18 protein-coding genes are annotated in these 16,976 nt (G+C 39.9%); 13 read left to right on the top strand and 5 right to left on the bottom strand.

All coding sequences use genetic code 11. The features are described from left to right. Positions 1 to 85: 85 nt before the first annotated feature. The 3 genes from mnmC2 (at position 86) to GGQ60_RS00420 (ending at position 3,141) form a co-directional block, all read left to right on the top strand. The gene (gene mnmC2 / locus GGQ60_RS00430; protein ID WP_183759428.1) at positions 86 to 754 is read left to right on the top strand and encodes a tRNA (5-methylaminomethyl-2-thiouridine)(34)-methyltransferase MnmC2; all 669 of its coding nucleotides are present in this window, start codon (positions 86 to 88) and stop codon (positions 752 to 754) included. Between the two features lie 252 nt (positions 755 to 1,006). Further along, positions 1,007 to 1,954, top strand: a complete 948-nt coding sequence (locus tag GGQ60_RS00425; RefSeq protein WP_183759427.1) for an aldo/keto reductase — start codon at positions 1,007 to 1,009, stop codon at positions 1,952 to 1,954. A 77-nt stretch (positions 1,955 to 2,031) separates the two neighbouring features. Continuing rightward, complete coding sequence (locus tag GGQ60_RS00420; protein ID WP_183759426.1) at positions 2,032 to 3,141, top strand: AI-2E family transporter; 1,110 nt, start codon at positions 2,032 to 2,034, stop codon at positions 3,139 to 3,141. On the opposite strand, the gene GGQ60_RS00415 is transcribed toward GGQ60_RS00420, so the two are convergent. Beyond that, positions 3,124 to 3,291, bottom strand: a complete 168-nt coding sequence (locus tag GGQ60_RS00415; protein ID WP_183759425.1) for a hypothetical protein — start codon at positions 3,289 to 3,291, stop codon at positions 3,124 to 3,126. The genes GGQ60_RS00420 and GGQ60_RS00415 overlap by 18 nt on opposite strands. Before the next feature lie 150 nt (positions 3,292 to 3,441). Between GGQ60_RS00415 and GGQ60_RS00410 the strand changes: the two genes are divergently transcribed. The 3 genes from GGQ60_RS00410 to GGQ60_RS00400 all read left to right on the top strand — a co-directional run bounded on the left by GGQ60_RS00410 (position 3,442) and on the right by GGQ60_RS00400 (position 5,917). Beyond that, positions 3,442 to 3,891: a DoxX family protein gene (locus GGQ60_RS00410; RefSeq protein WP_183759424.1), complete on the top strand. Its 450-nt coding sequence runs from the start codon at positions 3,442 to 3,444 to the stop codon at positions 3,889 to 3,891. A 19-nt stretch (positions 3,892 to 3,910) separates the two neighbouring features. After that, positions 3,911 to 4,717, top strand: coding sequence for a nucleoside triphosphate pyrophosphohydrolase (gene mazG / locus GGQ60_RS00405; protein ID WP_183759423.1), 807 nt, complete (start codon positions 3,911 to 3,913; stop codon positions 4,715 to 4,717). Positions 4,718 to 4,792: 75 nt separating this feature from the next. Next, positions 4,793 to 5,917, top strand: coding sequence for an ATP-binding protein (locus tag GGQ60_RS00400; RefSeq protein WP_183759422.1), 1,125 nt, complete (start codon positions 4,793 to 4,795; stop codon positions 5,915 to 5,917). Here GGQ60_RS00400 and GGQ60_RS00395 read toward each other — a convergent pair. Beyond that, complete coding sequence (locus GGQ60_RS00395; protein WP_221235846.1) at positions 5,912 to 6,295, bottom strand: YchJ family protein; 384 nt, start codon at positions 6,293 to 6,295, stop codon at positions 5,912 to 5,914. The genes GGQ60_RS00400 and GGQ60_RS00395 overlap by 6 nt on opposite strands. Before the next feature lie 75 nt (positions 6,296 to 6,370). Here GGQ60_RS00395 and GGQ60_RS00390 point away from each other — a divergent pair, with 75 nt between their 5' ends. The 3 genes from GGQ60_RS00390 to GGQ60_RS00380 are packed head-to-tail and all read left to right on the top strand — an operon-like array spanning position 6,371 to position 8,046. Further along, positions 6,371 to 7,171, top strand: coding sequence for a tRNA pseudouridine synthase A (locus GGQ60_RS00390; protein WP_183759421.1), 801 nt, complete (start codon positions 6,371 to 6,373; stop codon positions 7,169 to 7,171). Between the two features lie 36 nt (positions 7,172 to 7,207). Further along, positions 7,208 to 7,645 (top strand): hypothetical protein, encoded by a 438-nt coding sequence (locus GGQ60_RS00385; RefSeq protein ID WP_183759420.1) that lies wholly within the window; start codon positions 7,208 to 7,210, stop codon positions 7,643 to 7,645. A gap of 8 nt (positions 7,646 to 7,653) precedes the next feature. Next, a complete protein-coding gene (locus tag GGQ60_RS00380; RefSeq protein ID WP_183759419.1) occupies positions 7,654 to 8,046 on the top strand; it encodes a hypothetical protein in 393 nt (130 codons plus the stop codon). A gap of 55 nt (positions 8,047 to 8,101) precedes the next feature. On the opposite strand, the gene GGQ60_RS00375 is transcribed toward GGQ60_RS00380, so the two are convergent. Then, positions 8,102 to 9,355, bottom strand: a complete 1,254-nt coding sequence (locus GGQ60_RS00375) for an ABC transporter permease (RefSeq protein ID WP_308421162.1) — start codon at positions 9,353 to 9,355, stop codon at positions 8,102 to 8,104. 148 nt (positions 9,356 to 9,503) lie between these two features. Here GGQ60_RS00375 and GGQ60_RS00370 point away from each other — a divergent pair, with 148 nt between their 5' ends. Next, on the top strand, positions 9,504 to 10,772 hold the full coding sequence (locus GGQ60_RS00370; RefSeq protein WP_183759418.1) for an exo-beta-N-acetylmuramidase NamZ family protein: 1,269 nt from the start codon (positions 9,504 to 9,506) through the stop codon (positions 10,770 to 10,772). Positions 10,773 to 10,906: 134 nt separating this feature from the next. Then, positions 10,907 to 11,113, top strand: a complete 207-nt coding sequence (locus GGQ60_RS00365; RefSeq protein ID WP_183759417.1) for a hypothetical protein — start codon at positions 10,907 to 10,909, stop codon at positions 11,111 to 11,113. A 27-nt stretch (positions 11,114 to 11,140) separates the two neighbouring features. Here the strand turns inward: GGQ60_RS00365 and GGQ60_RS00360 are convergent, their stop codons facing one another. Both GGQ60_RS00360 and GGQ60_RS00355 read right to left on the bottom strand, forming a co-directional pair. Beyond that, positions 11,141 to 13,000, bottom strand: coding sequence for a PAS domain-containing sensor histidine kinase (locus tag GGQ60_RS00360; RefSeq protein ID WP_183759416.1), 1,860 nt, complete (start codon positions 12,998 to 13,000; stop codon positions 11,141 to 11,143). 32 nt (positions 13,001 to 13,032) lie between these two features. Further along, a complete protein-coding gene (locus GGQ60_RS00355; RefSeq protein ID WP_183759415.1) occupies positions 13,033 to 14,076 on the bottom strand; it encodes a DNA topoisomerase IB in 1,044 nt (347 codons plus the stop codon). 91 nt (positions 14,077 to 14,167) lie between these two features. On the opposite strand from GGQ60_RS00355, the gene fmt reads away from it, so the two are divergent. Both fmt and GGQ60_RS22845 read left to right on the top strand, forming a co-directional pair. Beyond that, entirely contained in the window at positions 14,168 to 15,076 is a 909-nt protein-coding gene (fmt, locus tag GGQ60_RS00350) for a methionyl-tRNA formyltransferase (RefSeq protein WP_183759414.1), read from the top strand. Between the two features lie 1,597 nt (positions 15,077 to 16,673). After that, a complete protein-coding gene (locus GGQ60_RS22845) occupies positions 16,674 to 16,913 on the top strand; it encodes a hypothetical protein (protein WP_221235845.1) in 240 nt (79 codons plus the stop codon). The last annotated feature ends 63 nt before the right edge of the window (positions 16,914 to 16,976 follow it).

The following is a 16,976-nucleotide window of genomic DNA, read 5'->3' as shown; positions in this document are numbered from 1 at the left end:
GCAGCCCAAAAAATATATTAATCCTATATCTTATCTATATTTGCATCATGATCTTGAAATCCAAGAATTCTTAAAATCCTAGCCCATGAATATCATAACGCTTACTGCCGACGGTTCCAATACACTTTATAATGAAACCATAGGCGAACACTACCATAGTAAACATGGCGCCCTCCAAGAAAGCAAACATGTATTTATTGAGGCAGGTTTGAAATTTACTGCGGCTGATCAAGCTGAAATTTCAGTTTTAGAAGTTGGTTTTGGAACCGGATTAAATTTTATTTTAAGCTTCGAATATTGCGAGGCAAACAACATCAACCTTCACTACACCAGTATAGAAGCTTTTCCGCTTACCAGCGAGGTAATTGAACAAACAGCTTATTCGGCTTATGTTCCGGAGGTAATCTGGTCTGATTTTATCACCAATTACAATAATGCGTTAAAAGCAGCCCAAAAGCTAACGCCGCATTGCACCCTGGAAATCCGGCACACCACCTTCGCCGAATACCAAAACGAACAAAAATTCGACATCATTTATTATGATGCCTTTTCTGTTCAGCACCAACCCGAAATGTGGAGCGATGAGATTATAGCACATGCCTGCAGCTTCTTAAAACCGGGAGGTACTTTTGTAACCTATGCCATTACCGGAAAATTGAAAAGAGCAGTGAAAGCCTGCGGATTTACCATCGAAAAATTACCGGGTGCACCGGGAAAAAGAGAAATGTTGAGGGCGATCAAGGCAGAAGTTTAGAAATTGAAGAAAGTTTTTTTTTAGGCAATTGCAGAAAAACGTTAATAGTAGAAACGGCCTAGGTATTTAAACCTGGGTGCAGCGGCAGCCCCCGTTTTTTCTACGGAGCTACAGCGGAAAACAGGATTAACAATAAGGTGGAGTAGTAGATTGCTTTCCGAAAAACATACTCATCTCATCTTAATATAATTCGATCTCTTGCAAAAACAACAGCATCCCGGATTTTGTTAAAATATCATTAACATTCATATCATGGAAAAAAGAACTTTAGGAAAAACCGATTTAAATATAGCACCCATTGTATTCGGAGGAAATGTTTTTGGCTGGACAATCGACCAGCAGAAATCATTTGAAATATTAAACCAATTTTTAGAAAGCGGATTTAACTTTATCGATACCGCTGATGTGTATTCGCGCTGGGTACCCGGAAACAAAGGAGGTGAATCAGAGACGATTATAGGGAACTGGCTAAAAACACAAAACAAGCGCCATGATGTAATTATTGCCACAAAAGTCGGCTCAGATATGGGCCAGGGCAAATCGTTAAAAAAAGATTATATCATCAACCAGGTAGAACATTCTTTATCGCGCTTACAAACCGATTATATTGATCTTTATTTTTCGCATTTTGATGATGAAAGCACACCTGTGGAAGAAACATTAAGTGCTTATGAAACGCTGATCAAAGCCGGAAAAGTGCGCTGGATCGGTGCCTCAAATTTTTCTGCCGGTCGCTTAAAAGAGTCACTGCATTTTTCTACCGAACACAGTTTGCCACGTTATGAGGTTTACCAACCGGGATATAACCTTTACGATAGAAAAGAATTTGAACAGGAACACGAAAAAATATGTTTGGATCACGACCTGGCTGTAGTGACCTATTATTCTTTAGCCAGTGGCTTTTTAACCGGAAAATACCGCAGCGAAGATGATTTGAACAAAAGCCAAAGGGGCGGCGGGGTTAAAAAATTCCTGAACGAACGCGGTTTCAGGATTTTAGATGCGCTTGACCAGGTTGCAGGGCAGCACCATGCAGAACCTTCATCAGTAGCGTTGGCTTGGTTGATTAATCATCCTTCCGTTACGGCACCAATTGCAAGTGCTACCAATTTAAGCCAGTTAAAATCGTTCACGGATGCTGCCAACCTGAAATTATCGCCAGAAGATCTTTCACTTTTAGATCAGGCAAGTAGATATTAAAGAATAATCTTATATTTAAATGCCCGGATAATCAAACAAATTACCGGGCATTCTGTATTAAACAGGATTTTAAATATATGAAAAACAACCTATCATTTCTACCCAAACTGGCATTGGTACTTTTCTGTTTAATCAGCTTAACGTACATCGCTATTTTAGGCCAATCTTTATTGGCTCCCCTGCTTTTCTCTTTTTTAATGGCCATATTATTACTGCCTGTCGGCAATTTTTTAGAGCGCAGGTTAAAATTTAAAAGGGGTTTGGCAACCCTGCTTTCAGTAATTCTGATGATTGTTTCCATTGGTGGCATTATCTATTTTTTTGGCAATCAATTGAGCGATTTATGGGCAGACTGGCCATTATTGAAAGAAAAAGCCAACGTTTCGTACCATGAGCTCCAGAAATGGATTTCACACACTTTTGGTATAAACTCCCAAAAACAGCTCGATTATTTAAATGATAGCACCGAGAAAGCTTTGGCCACCAGTGCCGCAATTGTAGCAACTACCTTATCTACGCTCTCCTCCACCCTATTGTTTTTGGGTTTTACCTTACTATTTACTTTTTTCATTTTAAATTACCGCAGGGTTTTATTTACTTTTTTAACTTCGGTTTTTAGCGAAGAACACAAAGAAAAAGTAACTGAAATTGTAAGCCAGATCCAGTATATCATTAAAAAATACATCATTGGTTTGTTCCTGCAAATGCTGATTGTAACGGTATTAATGATTACTGTACTCAGTTTACTGGGCGTTAAATATGCTGTACTGCTCGGCCTGGTAGCAGGTATTTTTAATGTGGTACCTTATTTAGGAATATTTTTTGCCTTGCTGATGAGCTGCCTGATCACTTTTGCAACCGCAGGTGCGGGTAAGGTACTTTTAGTTTTAATTGCTTTTGTTGGTGTACATGCCATAGACGGAAATGTACTGATGCCACTGGTGGTAGGCTCAAAAGTAAAAATAAATGCATTATTTGCCTTTATCGGTATTGTAGTTGGCGAAATGATCTGGGGAATATCGGGCATGTTCTTATGTATTCCCTACTTAGCCATGCTAAAAATAATCTTCGATAGAGTAGACAACTTAAAACCCTGGGGTATTTTAATGGGCGAAGAACATAAGCCCGATAAAAAGAAGCGGGTTTACCGGATCACTAAAAAGATTAAATTAGAAGAAAAAGATTAAGATGGCCGAAAACAGATCACCGCATATTTTAAGCACTTCGGCGAATTTATTGGGAATCTGCTTTATTGTACTTACTTCCTTAAAAAAACTTGCACTTACTGACGGCTCCCTGATTGATGAATTTGCCGTGGCAGCTGTTATGTTTTTCATGACCAGCTGTATCTTATCCTTTATCTCGATGAGAAGACAAAAAACAACGAGCCAGCGGCTCGAAAAAACAGCAGATATAGTCTTTTTGTCGGGTCTGGTCATATTGTTCATAGCCACTATTTTAATTGCATTTAACCTGATAAAATAATAATGAAACCTTTATTTGTATTGCTCATCGTATATGTAGCACTATTGGCATTTGGCAGTCACACTACATTTGATAAAGGAAATATTTTTGCAGGTAATATTGCCATGGCGGTGATGTTGCTTTTTACCGCCATCGGACATTTTAAATTTAAAACTAGCATGGCGGCTATGATTCCATTAGTTATCCCTAAAAAAGTAGAAATTGTGCTTTTTACCGGGGTACTGGAAATTTTATTTGCCATAGGTTTAACCATAGACAGTGCCCGTTATTACACCGGAATTGGGTTAATTATATTCTACCTGGCCATTTTACCCGCCAATATTTATGCGGCAAAAAACCGCATCAATTACGAAAATCTGTACAAACCGGGCCCCGGGCCAAAATATTTATGGTTCAGGGTACCGTTTCAGTTTTTCTTAATCGCCTGGGTTTGGTATTTTAGCATCCGATAATTTAGCTCAATAATAAGACATGCCCAACAACCCGATTCCTGCTACAGCAAATAATCCTGCCGATGCTTTTACCCGCTTAATTACGGTGTTAGATACTTTGCGTTCGCAATGTCCATGGGATAAAAAACAGACCATGCAAACCTTACGCCACTTAACCATAGAAGAAACTTATGAGTTGAGCGATGCCATTTTAGAGGGCGATTTAGATGAAATTAAAAAGGAGCTCGGCGATGTAATGATGCACCTGGTTTTTTATTCGAAAATTGCTTCTGAAACCAACGATTTTAACATTACCGATGTTTTAAACGGCGTTTGCGATAAACTGGTAAACCGCCATCCGCATATTTACGGTGATATTGAGGTGCAGAACGAGGAAGATGTAAAACGCAACTGGGAGCAGATTAAACTGAAAGAAGGCAATAAATCGGTGCTGGCAGGTGTACCCTCTTCATTACCAGCTTTGGTAAAAGCTGCACGCATACAGGAAAAAGCCCGTGGCGTAGGTTTCGATTGGGAGGATAAAAACCAGGTTTGGGAAAAAGTAGAAGAAGAACTGCAGGAATTTAAAACTGAATTTAATGTTTTGGATCATACCGCAATTGATTTAGAAAAAGCTGAATCAGAATTCGGCGACGTACTTTTTTCACTGATCAATTATGCCCGTTTCATCAACATCAATCCGGAAAATGCCTTAGAAAAAACCAATAAAAAATTTATCAAACGTTTTCAATACCTCGAAACCAAGGCAAAAGAAAACGGAAAAGCTTTGGCCGATATGACACTTGCAGAGATGGATGTATATTGGAACGAAGCAAAGAAATTATAGCTAAAGGGAGTAAAATCGCAAAATTTATATTAAATTTGCGAATGCAATCGCAAAATTTATATTAAATTTGCGAATATGATTTCGAGAGCAATATCCAATTCTATCCAAAAACACCTGAAAGATGAAAAAGCAATCATCCTTTTAGGCCCACGGCAAGTTGGAAAGAGTACACTTTTGCAACAGTTATCTTCTAAATTTGCTCAACCGGTAATGTGGTGGAACGGCGATGATGCCGATATCAGAACCATACTTTCCAATACCACCGCTACCTTATTGCGTTCTCTTTTGGGAAAATCAAAAACACTGGTGATTGATGAAGCACAAAGAATTGATAACATCGGCATATCGATCAAATTGATTATCGATCAGCTTAAAGATGTAAAAGTAATTGCTACAGGTTCTTCGGCCTTTGAATTGGCCAATCATATTAATGAGCCACTTACTGGTAGAAAATGGGAGTACAATCTCTTTCCCTTTTCGTTCGGAGAAATGATAGCAGAACATGGTTTACTTACTGAAAAAAGATTATTAAACCAACGCCTTGTTTATGGATACTATCCGGAAATTGTTAACAATCCGGGCGAAGAAGAAATACGCCTCAAACAGTTATCGGATAGTTATCTGTATAAAGATCTGCTGACTTGGGAGAAAATACAAAAGCCTGATAAAATGGAAAAATTAGTCCAGGCATTGGCTTTTCAGGTTGGAAACGAAATATCATATAACGAATTAGGGCAGTTAGCCGGCTTGGATAACCAAACCACTGAAAAATATATTGATCTGCTGGAAAAAGCATTTATTGTATTCAGACTAGGGTCACTAAGCAGGAATTTAAGAAATGAACTAAAAAAGAGCCGGAAAATATATTTCTACGACAATGGCATCAGAAATGCGGTGATTAATCAATTCAGTCCGGCTATGTTGAGGCAGGATATCGGAGCGCTCTGGGAAAACTTCGTGATCAGTGAAAGGGTTAAATTTCTCGCCTATAATCAAATTAACTGTAACCAGTATTTTTGGCGCACGCATGCACAGCAGGAAATAGATTATATCGAAGAAAGAAACGGTTTAATGAATGCTTATGAAATTAAGTGGAACCCCAAAGCTAAAGCAAGATTTCCAAAAACATTTTTGGCCGCTTATGATGGTGTAGCAACCAAGGTTATTACACCAGATAACCTTAATGAGTTTTTGTTATGAGTAAAAATCACCATCTACGTAATACCATTTCCCATCTTCCAGCCTGAAATTGGATTTTTCGTACAGTACCTCCGTTTGGAACTTTTTATTCAGGTAATAGGCTTTGAACTCCACTTCATCAAAAGTCGAAAAAACAATTTCGAGCTTTAGCCATTTTGTGTTTTTAGCACTGTTCAGGTAAGCCTTTTTGGAATGGTTTTTTCGCTTACTGCTATGGGTGGTTTCGTAAAGGTAATCGGCATCGGCCACTACAAAAGCCGAATAACGCGAGCGCATCAGTGCTTCGGCAGTTGGTGCTGTTTTCGCTTTTAAATGGTAGGGCTGGCAACAGTGCTGAAAAGCCATTCCACTTCCGCAGGGACAGTTTATTAAATTCATGATTAAAATTTACTGCACAAAAGTATGATTTAATGTTCCTGCTGCTAAAATTTATGTAAAATTGCACCGAAAACAATGAGATACTTCTTCCACATCGCTTATCAGGGGCAGCATTATAACGGCTGGCAAAAACAACCAGGTGCCATTAGTGTGCAGGATGTTATTGAAAAAGTACTTCAGCAGGTTTTTAAGCAACCGGTTCCGGTTATCGGATGTGGAAGAACAGATGCCCATGTGCACGCCAGCCAGTTTTTTTTTCATGCAGATATCGAAACGGAATTTGATTTTGATCTGCTTTTCCGTTTAAATAAGGCGCTGCCACAAAACATTGCCGTTTTCGACATCATTAAAATGGAAGGCCTCCCCCATGCCCGGTTCGATGCGGTACAGCGGAAATACGATTATTTTATCCATACCTATAAAGATCCTTTTTTAAGCAACCAAAGCTCCTTTTACCTGGAGCCTGCGCTCGACTTGTATAAAATGAAAAGCGCGGTAGATTTATTGCCGAAATACAAAGATTACCGGGCTTTTTGCACACAACCGAATAAATACGAGCATACCATCTGCAATGTCATGGAAGCCGGTTTATTTGTGAACAGCAAAGGCGACCGGATCCGTTTTCATATCGCGAGCAACCGCTTTTTGAGCAAGATGATCCGCATATTGATGGGTAAAATTTTAAAAGTTGGTAAAGGTGAATTAAGCGTTGATGCGTTTGAAAGCCTGCTTATTAACCTCCAGACACCAAAAACATTGGATCCGGCGCATCCAACGGGGCTTTACCTCTCGAAAGTAACCTATCCTTACCTTAACCTGGAACCAAGAACAGATTTTATCCATAGCATGCAGGGTGTAGAATGGATTTCAGTATAACTGTAGCGTTTCGATGCCGGACTCCGTTTAAGGGGTATGAAAGTTAAAATCTACCTTCCTTTATTTTTTTTAGGCTTTTCTTTCGGCTGTAAAAAACCAACACGTGTTGATGTCTTAACAGAGGGTAACTATACAGGAGTACTGGTAATTACCAACAGTATGAAATCTGTACCGGTAACCCACCCGATTTCAATTTCGTTAAAGGATGGGAAATTCAATATTACACCCAATGCCAATTTAATACCATTCGGAGGGAAGGGAACTTACACCTTTAAAAACAAGATCGGATATTTTACCGATGATGGTGTTTGGACAGCAGATTTTGATTGGAATATGATTTTAAAAGGCGAATACGACATTAGAAGCAGCGGAGTTGATTTAACGCTTAGAAAAAGATCAGGCATAAAGGCAGGCTTTTCTTCTGCTTCTTACGCGACCATAGATTATGAGTATATTTTAAAAAGAAGCAATTAATCCCTGACATGAAAAATTTAATATCATTCTTTATCCTATTAGCTGTATCAGGGTGTAAAAAGACACCTGAAACACCCGCGAATTACGATTTTAAAATCAATACCTCAAGATCAATCGGTACATCCACATTAGTATTAAAATCAATCAGAGATAGCCGTTGCCCCATTAATGCTGACTGCATTAGCGCCGGCGGTGTACAGGCTTTTTTCAAATTAACAACCGATAATACTGACCGGGAAATTACCTTATGCAAAGGAGTTTGTGGCCCATTGGAAAGTTCAACAACCATTAAAATCGACGGCATAAATTATTCGCTGAAATTAATCAACGTTACCCCCTATCCTCAGCTTCAGAAAAGCGACAATACACAAACTGTAAAAGTGGAGTTAACAAGAACTTAAGTTTAGGTTTGCTTGGGCATCGGAAATGATCTGTCCGGTGTCCCAAGTTTTTTCCTTATTTAAACCGGATAGCCTTCAGCGGCGAAACCTTGCTGATCAATAGTGAAGGAATAATCAAAACCGTTAAACACACCACTATGGTAACAATATTAAGCAAGAGCACATCGGTAAAATGAAATTCTATCGGTGCATAAGCTAAAAAATAAGACGCCTGGTTAAGTTTAAAAATATGGGTGGCCTGTTGTAAAAAACCAAGTCCCAAACCAAGAATATTCCCTAGTAATAAACCAATGCCAATCAGATACGCAGCATTATAAAGGAAAATTTTCATTATGCTCCAGTTACCGGCTCCAAAAGACTTGAGCATGCCGATCATATTTGTTTTTTCCAAGATCATGATCAACAAAGCCGTAACCATGTTAATTACGCCTACAATGAGCATCAGGATTAAAATTACCCTGGTATTTACATCAAGAAGCCCCAACCAGGTAAAAATATTAGGAAAGTTTTCTTCAATAGAATACGAGCGCAGGTTACGGGGAAGCTTTTCATAAATATGATCGGCTATAGGCTTAAGCCCGTTAAAATCCTTGATCCTGATTTCTATACCTCCGATTTCGTTGGCATCCCAATTGTTCAGGCGTTTAATGATGTTCAGGTTGCCCAGCACAAAGCCCTTATCAATATCTTCCACCCCAATATCATAAATGCCTACAATTTTAAATTTACGTGGCCGTAACTGGTTTTGAACGAAGTACATGATAAAATCATCGCCTGTTTTAAGTTTTAAACGGTTGGCCGTATAATTCGATATCAGCAGTTCCTGCATAGCTACGGTGCTGTCAGAAAAATTGATGATGGTTCCGCTGATCAGGTGCTTTTTAATGTAATCCCACCGGTAGTTTTTGTCTATTCCTTTAAAATTAATGCCTTCAATTTCGTTATTGGCCGAAAGGATGGCGGGTTTTGTAGCAAAGGGATAATAATATTCAATATCGGGATCGTTTTTGAGCATTTTTTTGGTCCCTTCATCAAATACAAATGGAGAATGTTCAAATGAATTGTTCAGATCGTAACGGGTAATCTGTATATCGCCTAAATATCCCCTTACTTTATCGCGGATTTCAGTTTTAAAGCCTTTAATAATGGCTATAGAAAGAATCATAACAGCCAGACTCAACATCACGCCGGCTATTGCAATGCGGACGATAAGTTTTGAAAAGGTACGCTCCGATTTGATGGCTATCCGCCCGGCTATGAAATATTCGAAATTCAATTTAATTAATTTGTAAGTAACAAAAATGCTCAATTCCTTTTTAAAAATGGCATTTTCGAAAATAAATAACCAACTTTAAACAGGAATCATTAAGTTATAACAGGAAAACTATTCATACTCATAATTGCAATATGCCGTAAATTGTTTGGTTATAATGCAAGGAGATTAAAATAATATTGAAATGAAAAATTATATCAGCTTTGCTTTAACCAGTTTAATTGCGCTATCGGCCTGCGGGCAACCCAAACCGCTCGAACAGGGGGAGCTGGGAAAGAAAAGTCCCCACAACAGAAAACTGATGATTAAAACTGCAAAGTTACCCTCTGCAATTAAAACCGGTGCCGAGCAGACCGAAAAGTATCTTCCGTTGCTGAAAGGAAAACGTGTGGGCATGGTGGTTAACCCTACATCGGTTATAGGTGGGCAAACCGCTGTTGATAGCCTGTTAGCGCGGGGCATTAAAATTCAGAAGATATTTGGCCCGGAGCATGGTTTTAGAGGGAATGCAAGTGCAGGTGTTACCGTTAATGACGATGTAGATACCAAGACAGGCATTAAGGCCATTTCACTTTATGGCAAGCATAGTACACCTACAGCTGAAGACCTGGCCGATATTGATATTATGGTGTTTGATATCCAGGATGTAGGCGTGCGTTTTTACACCTATATTAACACCTTACAGCATGTAATGGAAGCCTGTGCGGTAAACCATAAACCACTGTTGATTTTAGACAGGCCAAACCCCAACGGCTACCTGATTGATGGACCCATTTTAGATCCTAAGTTTAAATCGGGCATAGGTATACAACCCATTCCAATTGCGCATGGTTTAACCGTTGGCGAATATGCACAAATGCTAAACGGCGAAGGCTGGTTAAAAGATAAGGTGAAATGTAAGATCACCATTATCAAAAATGCGAATTATAACCACGATATGCCTTACACTTTACCCGTTAAACCCTCTCCAAACCTAAACACACAGCAGGCCATCCTGCTTTACCCTTCAACCTGTTTGTTCGAAGGTACTTATTTAAACCACGGCCGCGGCACCATGTTCCCTTTTACTATTATTGGCGCCCCTTACCTTAAAGGAAAATTCGATTTCAGTTTCACCCCAAAAAGTATAAAAGGCATGTCAGAAACTCCCCTGTTTCAGGATCAGGTATGTTATGGACTGGATCTGAGAAATTACGATACCTCCAAGCTGGTTAAATCGAAACAGGTTAACATCAGTTGGTTAATTGAATTGTATAATGCATCACCACGGAAAGAAGATTTCTTCAACAGCAAGCTGAGCAAAGAAATGGGTACAATTGAAAGATTAGTGGGTGTGGCCGATTTCAGGCAACAGGTAATTGATGGAAAAAGTGAAGCAGAAATTAGGGCGAGCTGGGAACCAGGCCTGAGCAGGTATAAAGCTATGCGTAAGAAATATTTGCTTTATGATTAATTGTTAAATGAGAGCGGGATGGAATGATTGAATTGCCCTTACAATATTTTCAAACTTAACAGATAGAAGTTTGTTATTTTCTATAGTTAATAAGCATTATGCCATTTAATTATTCAAAATTCAATCATTGAGCTATGAGCGGTCCAAAAGTTAAAAGTGATAAACCCGGAAGTAACTACCAGCAAGAGGTACCAAAAGGAAGGGAACCTGTTGACCACAAAACGGTAAGGAAAGAAAACGACAGTGTACCCAATAAGCCTGTACGGACGAATAACCCGGCTAAACAGCGTGAAAACGAAGAGCAACCGGTGCACCCGGTAAAGAAAGCTCCAAAAGCATAACTAATCGTTCAGATGACAGCAACTGTATCATCTGAACGATTTTATTTTTAGTGCAAAGAAAAATGTGGCGCCCTGCCCGACAGTACTTTCTACCCAAATTCTTCCACCCTCATTTTTAATAATTTCGGCTGAGATATAAAGCCCGAGGCCCAAACCCGGATAGGTATGCTGCAGATTGCCGCCTACGCGGTAAAACTGATCAAACACCAGGTGCTGCATATCCTCAGAAATTCCAATGCCGTAATCTTTAACGCTTAAAATCACTTCTTCATCGTGAGTAAACGTGGCCACATTGATCTCATCTGCATCTGCTGAGTATTTAATTGCATTGGATAGAAAATTGGTTATTACCTGCCCGATACGCTCTTTATCGGCATAAACAACCGCCCTGCTGGTTAAATCGCAAATAATTCTGTGTTTAGAACTAATGTGCTGCATTTCTCCTGTAATTTCTTCAACCGCCGTATCAAAATCAAATTCTACCGGGTTAAAGGTCATTTTGCCCGATTGAATTTTGGTAACATCCAATAAATCGCCAATCAATCCGGTAAGCCGGTTTAACTGCTGGTCCATCTTCCGAACCATATTCGCCTTTTTCTCATCGCCTTCATTTCTGATCATGCGTTCCAATACCTGCGCATAAGCTTTGATACTGGTTACCGGTGTTTTTAATTCGTGGCTGGCGATTCCTAAAAATTCGTCTTTTTGCTGTTGTAACTGTACCTGTTTGGTTACATCCATTGAAGCGTGAATAATGGCATATACTTCACCATTCGAATCTTTAAGCGGCTTATACGTAGAATTGAACCAACGTTTTTCTTCCTGGTCGCCGATCCGCAAACGGACTTCTTCCTGATCGGCATGATAAGTGATTCCGGAACGGTACACTTCTTTTAAAATACTGGTTAACGGGCATACGTTTAATTCAGGTATAACTTCCTCAACGGTTTTGCCAATCACACTCCTATCCTTCCCCCAAACCCGGAGCATTTCATCGTTAGCCAGGCTGATGATAATGTTCTCGGTTTCATAATACGCAGTGGCCATCGGTATATCAAAAAGAACGCCCCGAAAACGCTGTTCGCTTTTGGCGGCTTCCATTTTTGAAATAACCTGTAAAGTAATTTCGTTGGCAACGACCATGATGCCCGAAACCTGGCCATCCTGACCAAAAATCGGATCGTAAACAAAGTTGAAATAAAAATCGCCTAAAACCCCGTTCCGCTCCAGCCGGGCCATGGTTTCGTAACCAAAATGGGCAACCCCGCTATCGTAAACCTGCAGTAAAAGTTCAGGAAAAGGCTGATCTATAAGTTCAGGCAGTCCATCTAAAAGTTTTAAACCGATTACGGCTTTGGTTTTTCCCCATATTTTTAATAAATCATCGTTGGCATCTTCTATGATGAAATCTCTTCCCCTCAAAATGCCAATGGCAACAGGCGCATCGTAAATCATTTGCCTGAACAGGGCTTCACTTTGCTCTACTTTAAACTTGGCATTTACCAGTTCGGTTACGTTGGTAGCATTATTTAAAATACCCCAAACCTTTCCGTCGGTATCCATTAGCGGTTTATAAATAAAATCGAAATAGAAGGTTTGGAGCTCATGATTATTTAAAAGAACTACCTTATCCTCTTTGGCCTCGTAAGCCACTCCGGTGTTTCGTACCTGGTTAAGGATATTAAGAAAGGGCTGATCTTTTAACTCGGGCAGCGCCAGGGCCAATTCTTTACCTATTACCGATGCATCTCTGCCCCAGGCTTTAAGCATTGCCTTGTTGGCCACCTGAATAACCATATTTTCGCCAACATAGAGTGCAATGGGCATGGGAGACTCCTCTATAAGCGTATTAAAAATATTGGTTTTATCGTCGAGGTTAATTTGCATATTAAGATAAAAAACAAATATAATTGCTTTTTTTACTTGCTAACTGATTTTAAAAAAGATAATAAAACTTTTTCGTTGTGTTCTAAACTCATCTTACCCTTATTCGAATTGTTATTCATCTTTTTCAGGTATTTTTCCAGCTGGTTATTCTCATAAGCCGTGAGCAAAAGCGGGTAAACGTAAGAACTTTTACACACTGCCCGGGTATTGCCCAGTTTTTTGGCTACGCAATCTAAAACGGCAACAATTGTTTTTTTCGGATTTAAACCGGCATTTTCATTCGTCTGGCACTGGGCAAACTGCCGCAGGGCCTCGAGGGTACCGCCCCAGGTTCTGAAATCTTTTGCCGTAAAATCATCGCCGGTAATTTCTTTAATGTAGGCATTTATTTTACCCGAATCGATGCTTTTGTGTTCGCTGCCATTGGTGTAAAACTGAAAAAGTTCCTGCCCCGGAATATCCCGGCATTTTTTAACCAGCCTGGCCAACGTACGATCGTTAAGCTCTACTTTTTGCTGCACTCCTTTTTTACCGACAAATTCCAGGGATAATTTACTTCCATTTATTTTTACATGCTTATCGCGCAGGGTAGTAAGGCCGAAAGAACCATAGAGTTGCTTGTAGCTCTCGTTCCCTACCCTGATCAATGTTTTTTGGAGTACATCAACCGAAATGGCCAATACCTTACGCTCGTCAAAATCTTTTCGGCGGAGGTCTTTCTGCAGGTTTTTCCGGGCTTTAGGCAGGGCTTTGCCAAATTCAAGGAGGCGGAAATATTTATCTTCGGAGCGGCGACGGGTCCATTTTGCATGATATTTATATTGTTTCCTGCCAGCCGCATCAATTCCTGTAACCTGCAAATAAGCATTGGGCTTATTGGCAATCCATACATTTTGCCATGCGGGTGGTATAACCAGTGCCCTGATCCGCTCGAGGTGTTTTTCTTCGGTAATTTTATTTCCATTTTTATCTTCATAATAAAATTTACCTGGTTTGCCTTTCCGGTAAATGCCCGGCATTCCATCGGTCACATACACCAATCCACTCGCTTTAACAACATCTTTCCCTTGAACCATTTTTACCTGTAAGTATGGGTTTATTTTTAGTTATTTTGCAAAACTTTAGCGTGGATATCCACGTTATTTTTAGAAACACAACACTTTCTTTATGAAAATAGTTTTTATGGGTACGCCCGATTTTGCCGTAGCCTCTTTAGATGCCCTGGTACAAGCCAATTTCGATATTGTTGCGGTAGTAACTGCACCAGATAAACCTGCCGGCCGAGGCCAAAAGCTGAATGAAAGTGCAGTAAAAAAATATGCTTTAGAAAAAGGAATCCCTGTTTTACAGCCCGAAAAATTAAAAAAACCTGAATTTATTGAGGAGCTCCGGTCTTACCAGGCTGATCTGCAGGTAGTGGTGGCCTTTAGGATGCTTCCGGTAGTGGTTTGGAGCATGCCGGCTAAAGGAACCATTAATTTACATGGTTCGTTATTACCGCAATACCGTGGTGCAGCACCAATTAACCATGCCATTATAAATGGCGAAAAAGAAAGCGGTGTGACCACCTTTTTTCTTAAAGAGGAAATTGATACGGGCAATATCATTATGAGCGACAGTGTTGCCATTGCAGCGGATGAAACAGCCGGCGATCTGCATGATAAACTGATGGCTGTTGGAGCTAAGCTTTTGGTTAAAACCGTTCATGCTATAGAGGCAGGTGAAGTGACCGAGCAACCTCAACCCCAAAGCGATGATTTAAAACATGCACCAAAGATCTTTAAAGAAGATTGTAAAATCGACTGGAATAATCCGGCGCAAACCATTTATAATTTAATCCGTGGGTTAAGCCCTTACCCAACCGCTTTTACCCTGTTAAAGGATAAAACTTTAAAAATATTTAAAGCTGAAATAGAAGATAAAGCCCCTGGCATTACAGCCGGCGAATTTTTAACAGACGGTAAAACCTATTTAAAATTTGCTGCTAAAGATGGCTTCATTAAACTTTTAGACATTCAGTACGAAGGCAAAAAACGCATGTTGATCGAAGATTTTCTAAGGGGAATGCGGTTGTAGGCTAGTCTGAAGCCATTAGTCTGGAGTCCGAACTTGAATAAGTTACAATGAATTATATGTCATCCTGAATGTAATGAAGGATCTTTACAATGCAATTTATCAGCAAGGAATTCGTCATTACATTCGGCGGCAAACGATTTATAGTAAATAATAGCGGGGAACTGACAACAATTAACCGCTTTAGCGTTGTTTTTGGGATAACTGCCCCATTGTTAAATAAACCCGCCTGCCAGCGTTATCCCGATTAAGAAGGGGTTATCTTATAAAAAAACCTTTTTCGGGATAAGCAAAGGGCGGGACTACCGCAACCGAAGCACTACAAGCCCTGCTTTCCTAAAAAAGAATGGGTTGGGCTTGAAAAACTTTCCAATGGGAATGGCTGCTGACTTACGCTATTCTTTTTGGAAAGCAGTTGCAGTCACTTTTAGGTTAGTATAGCCCCGCTCCCGCTTCTGCCAATTGAAAGAATTGGCATCCCGCTTCGATCGGGTTTAAATGGCCACAACAGTGCAATTATTCGGGTTTAAATTGCATAGTAGAACTGTCCATTGTTAAATAAACCCGACCGGCAGCGTTATCCCGATTAAGAAAGGTTTATTTTATAAAGTAAACTTTATCGGGATTAAGCAAAGGGCGGGACTACTGCAACCGAAGGACTACAAATCCTGCTTTCCTAAAAAAAAGAATGAGTTGGGCTTGAAAAACTTTCCAATGGGAATGGCTGCTGACTTACGCTATTCTTTTTGGAAAGCAGTTGCCGTCACTTTTAGGTTAGTATAGCCCGCTTTCGCCGATTTGATCCCATGTAAAAACTCTACCGTATGGACAAAATTAATTATAATATTTTCTGCTGTTCTATGCCGCGGTGGCATGGTAGTTTTTCGCAGTTGTTAGTTGTTCCCAATGGCGCTCAAGAATGCTGCGCATTTTGGAGCGCCAAAGTACCCAAAGCGCTTCGTCAATCTGCAATGAGCCTTTTCCACAATCCCATGCACATCAAAAAAACAGTGGCACTTCGTTTTGTGTTCAACATATTTTTAAAATTAAAATTATCGTTATGAACACAAAACCACTGCGTTTCAGGTTTGTTAGTGCCAGTTTACCTGAACTGCAACTGTTTTTTGATTTCCCTGGCTCTTGAGATTGACAGCGTTCTTCGCTCAAGGCTGTAGTTTTTCAAAGCAAGCTTAGCATGATGCTCAAAACTATTCCAAAAAGATGTGTCCACATTGTAGGATTTAAACTCAGGGAGCATCTGGCTTTGACCGGATTTAGGTGGCAGCAACAGTGCAATTATTCGGGTTTAAATTGCATAGTAGAACTGTCCATTGTTAAATAAACCCGACCGGCAGCGTTATCCCGATTAAGAAGGGGTTATCTTATGAAAAACTTTTTCGGGATTAAGCAAAGGGCGGGACTACCGAAACCGAAGCACTACAAGCCCTGCTTTCCTAAAAAAGAATGGGTTGGGCTTGAAAAACTTTCCAGTGGGAATGGCTGCTGACTTACGCTATTCTTTTTGGAAAGCAGTTACAGTCACTTTTAGGTTAGTGTAGCCCGCTTTCGCCGATCTGATCCCATGTAAAAACTCTACCGTATGGACAAAATTAATTATAATATTTTCTGCCGCTCTATGCCGCGGTGGCATGGTAGTTTTTCGCAGTTGTTAGTTGTTCCCAATGGCGCTCAAGAATGCTGCGCATTTTGGAGCGCCAAAGTACCCAAAGCGCTTCGTCAATCTGCAATGAGCCTTTTCCACAATCCCATGCACATCAAAAAAACAGTGGCACTTCGTTTTGTGTTCAACATATTTTTAAAATTAAAATTATCGTTATGAACACAAAACCACTGCGTTTCAGGTTTGTTAGTGCCAGTTTACCTGAACTGCAACTGTTTTTTT

The organism is Pedobacter zeae (genome assembly GCF_014196715.1).
Lineage (GTDB): Bacteria > Bacteroidota > Bacteroidia > Sphingobacteriales > Sphingobacteriaceae > Pedobacter > Pedobacter zeae.
This window is presented reverse-complemented; position numbering and strand designations above follow the sequence as displayed.

Bases quoted from the DNA above. Each gene is read 5' to 3' on its own strand.
- GGQ60_RS00410 (WP_183759424.1), top strand. From the start codon at position 3,442: ATGAAACCTTTATTTGTATTGCTCATCGTATATGTAGCACTATTGGCA.
- fmt (WP_183759414.1), top strand. From the start codon at position 14,168: ATGAAAATAGTTTTTATGGGTACGCCCGATTTTGCCGTAGCCTCTTTA.
- GGQ60_RS00365 (WP_183759417.1), top strand. From the start codon at position 10,907: ATGAGCGGTCCAAAAGTTAAAAGTGATAAACCCGGAAGTAACTACCAG.
- GGQ60_RS00390 (WP_183759421.1), top strand. From the start codon at position 6,371: ATGAGATACTTCTTCCACATCGCTTATCAGGGGCAGCATTATAACGGC.
- GGQ60_RS00380 (WP_183759419.1), top strand. From the start codon at position 7,654: ATGAAAAATTTAATATCATTCTTTATCCTATTAGCTGTATCAGGGTGT.
- GGQ60_RS00370 (WP_183759418.1), top strand. From the start codon at position 9,504: ATGAAAAATTATATCAGCTTTGCTTTAACCAGTTTAATTGCGCTATCG.
- GGQ60_RS00415 (WP_183759425.1), bottom strand. From the start codon at position 3,291: ATGAAAAACATAACAGCTGCCACGGCAAATTCATCAATCAGGGAGCCG.
- GGQ60_RS00425 (WP_183759427.1), top strand. From the start codon at position 1,007: ATGGAAAAAAGAACTTTAGGAAAAACCGATTTAAATATAGCACCCATT.
- GGQ60_RS00420 (WP_183759426.1), top strand. From the start codon at position 2,032: ATGAAAAACAACCTATCATTTCTACCCAAACTGGCATTGGTACTTTTC.
- mnmC2 (WP_183759428.1), top strand. From the start codon at position 86: ATGAATATCATAACGCTTACTGCCGACGGTTCCAATACACTTTATAAT.
- GGQ60_RS00400 (WP_183759422.1), top strand. From the start codon at position 4,793: ATGATTTCGAGAGCAATATCCAATTCTATCCAAAAACACCTGAAAGAT.
- GGQ60_RS00360 (WP_183759416.1), bottom strand. From the start codon at position 13,000: ATGCAAATTAACCTCGACGATAAAACCAATATTTTTAATACGCTTATA.
- mazG (WP_183759423.1), top strand. From the start codon at position 3,911: ATGCCCAACAACCCGATTCCTGCTACAGCAAATAATCCTGCCGATGCT.
- GGQ60_RS00355 (WP_183759415.1), bottom strand. From the start codon at position 14,076: ATGGTTCAAGGGAAAGATGTTGTTAAAGCGAGTGGATTGGTGTATGTG.
- GGQ60_RS22845 (WP_221235845.1), top strand. From the start codon at position 16,674: ATGGACAAAATTAATTATAATATTTTCTGCCGCTCTATGCCGCGGTGG.
- GGQ60_RS00385 (WP_183759420.1), top strand. From the start codon at position 7,208: ATGAAAGTTAAAATCTACCTTCCTTTATTTTTTTTAGGCTTTTCTTTC.
- GGQ60_RS00395 (WP_221235846.1), bottom strand. From the start codon at position 6,295: ATGAATTTAATAAACTGTCCCTGCGGAAGTGGAATGGCTTTTCAGCAC.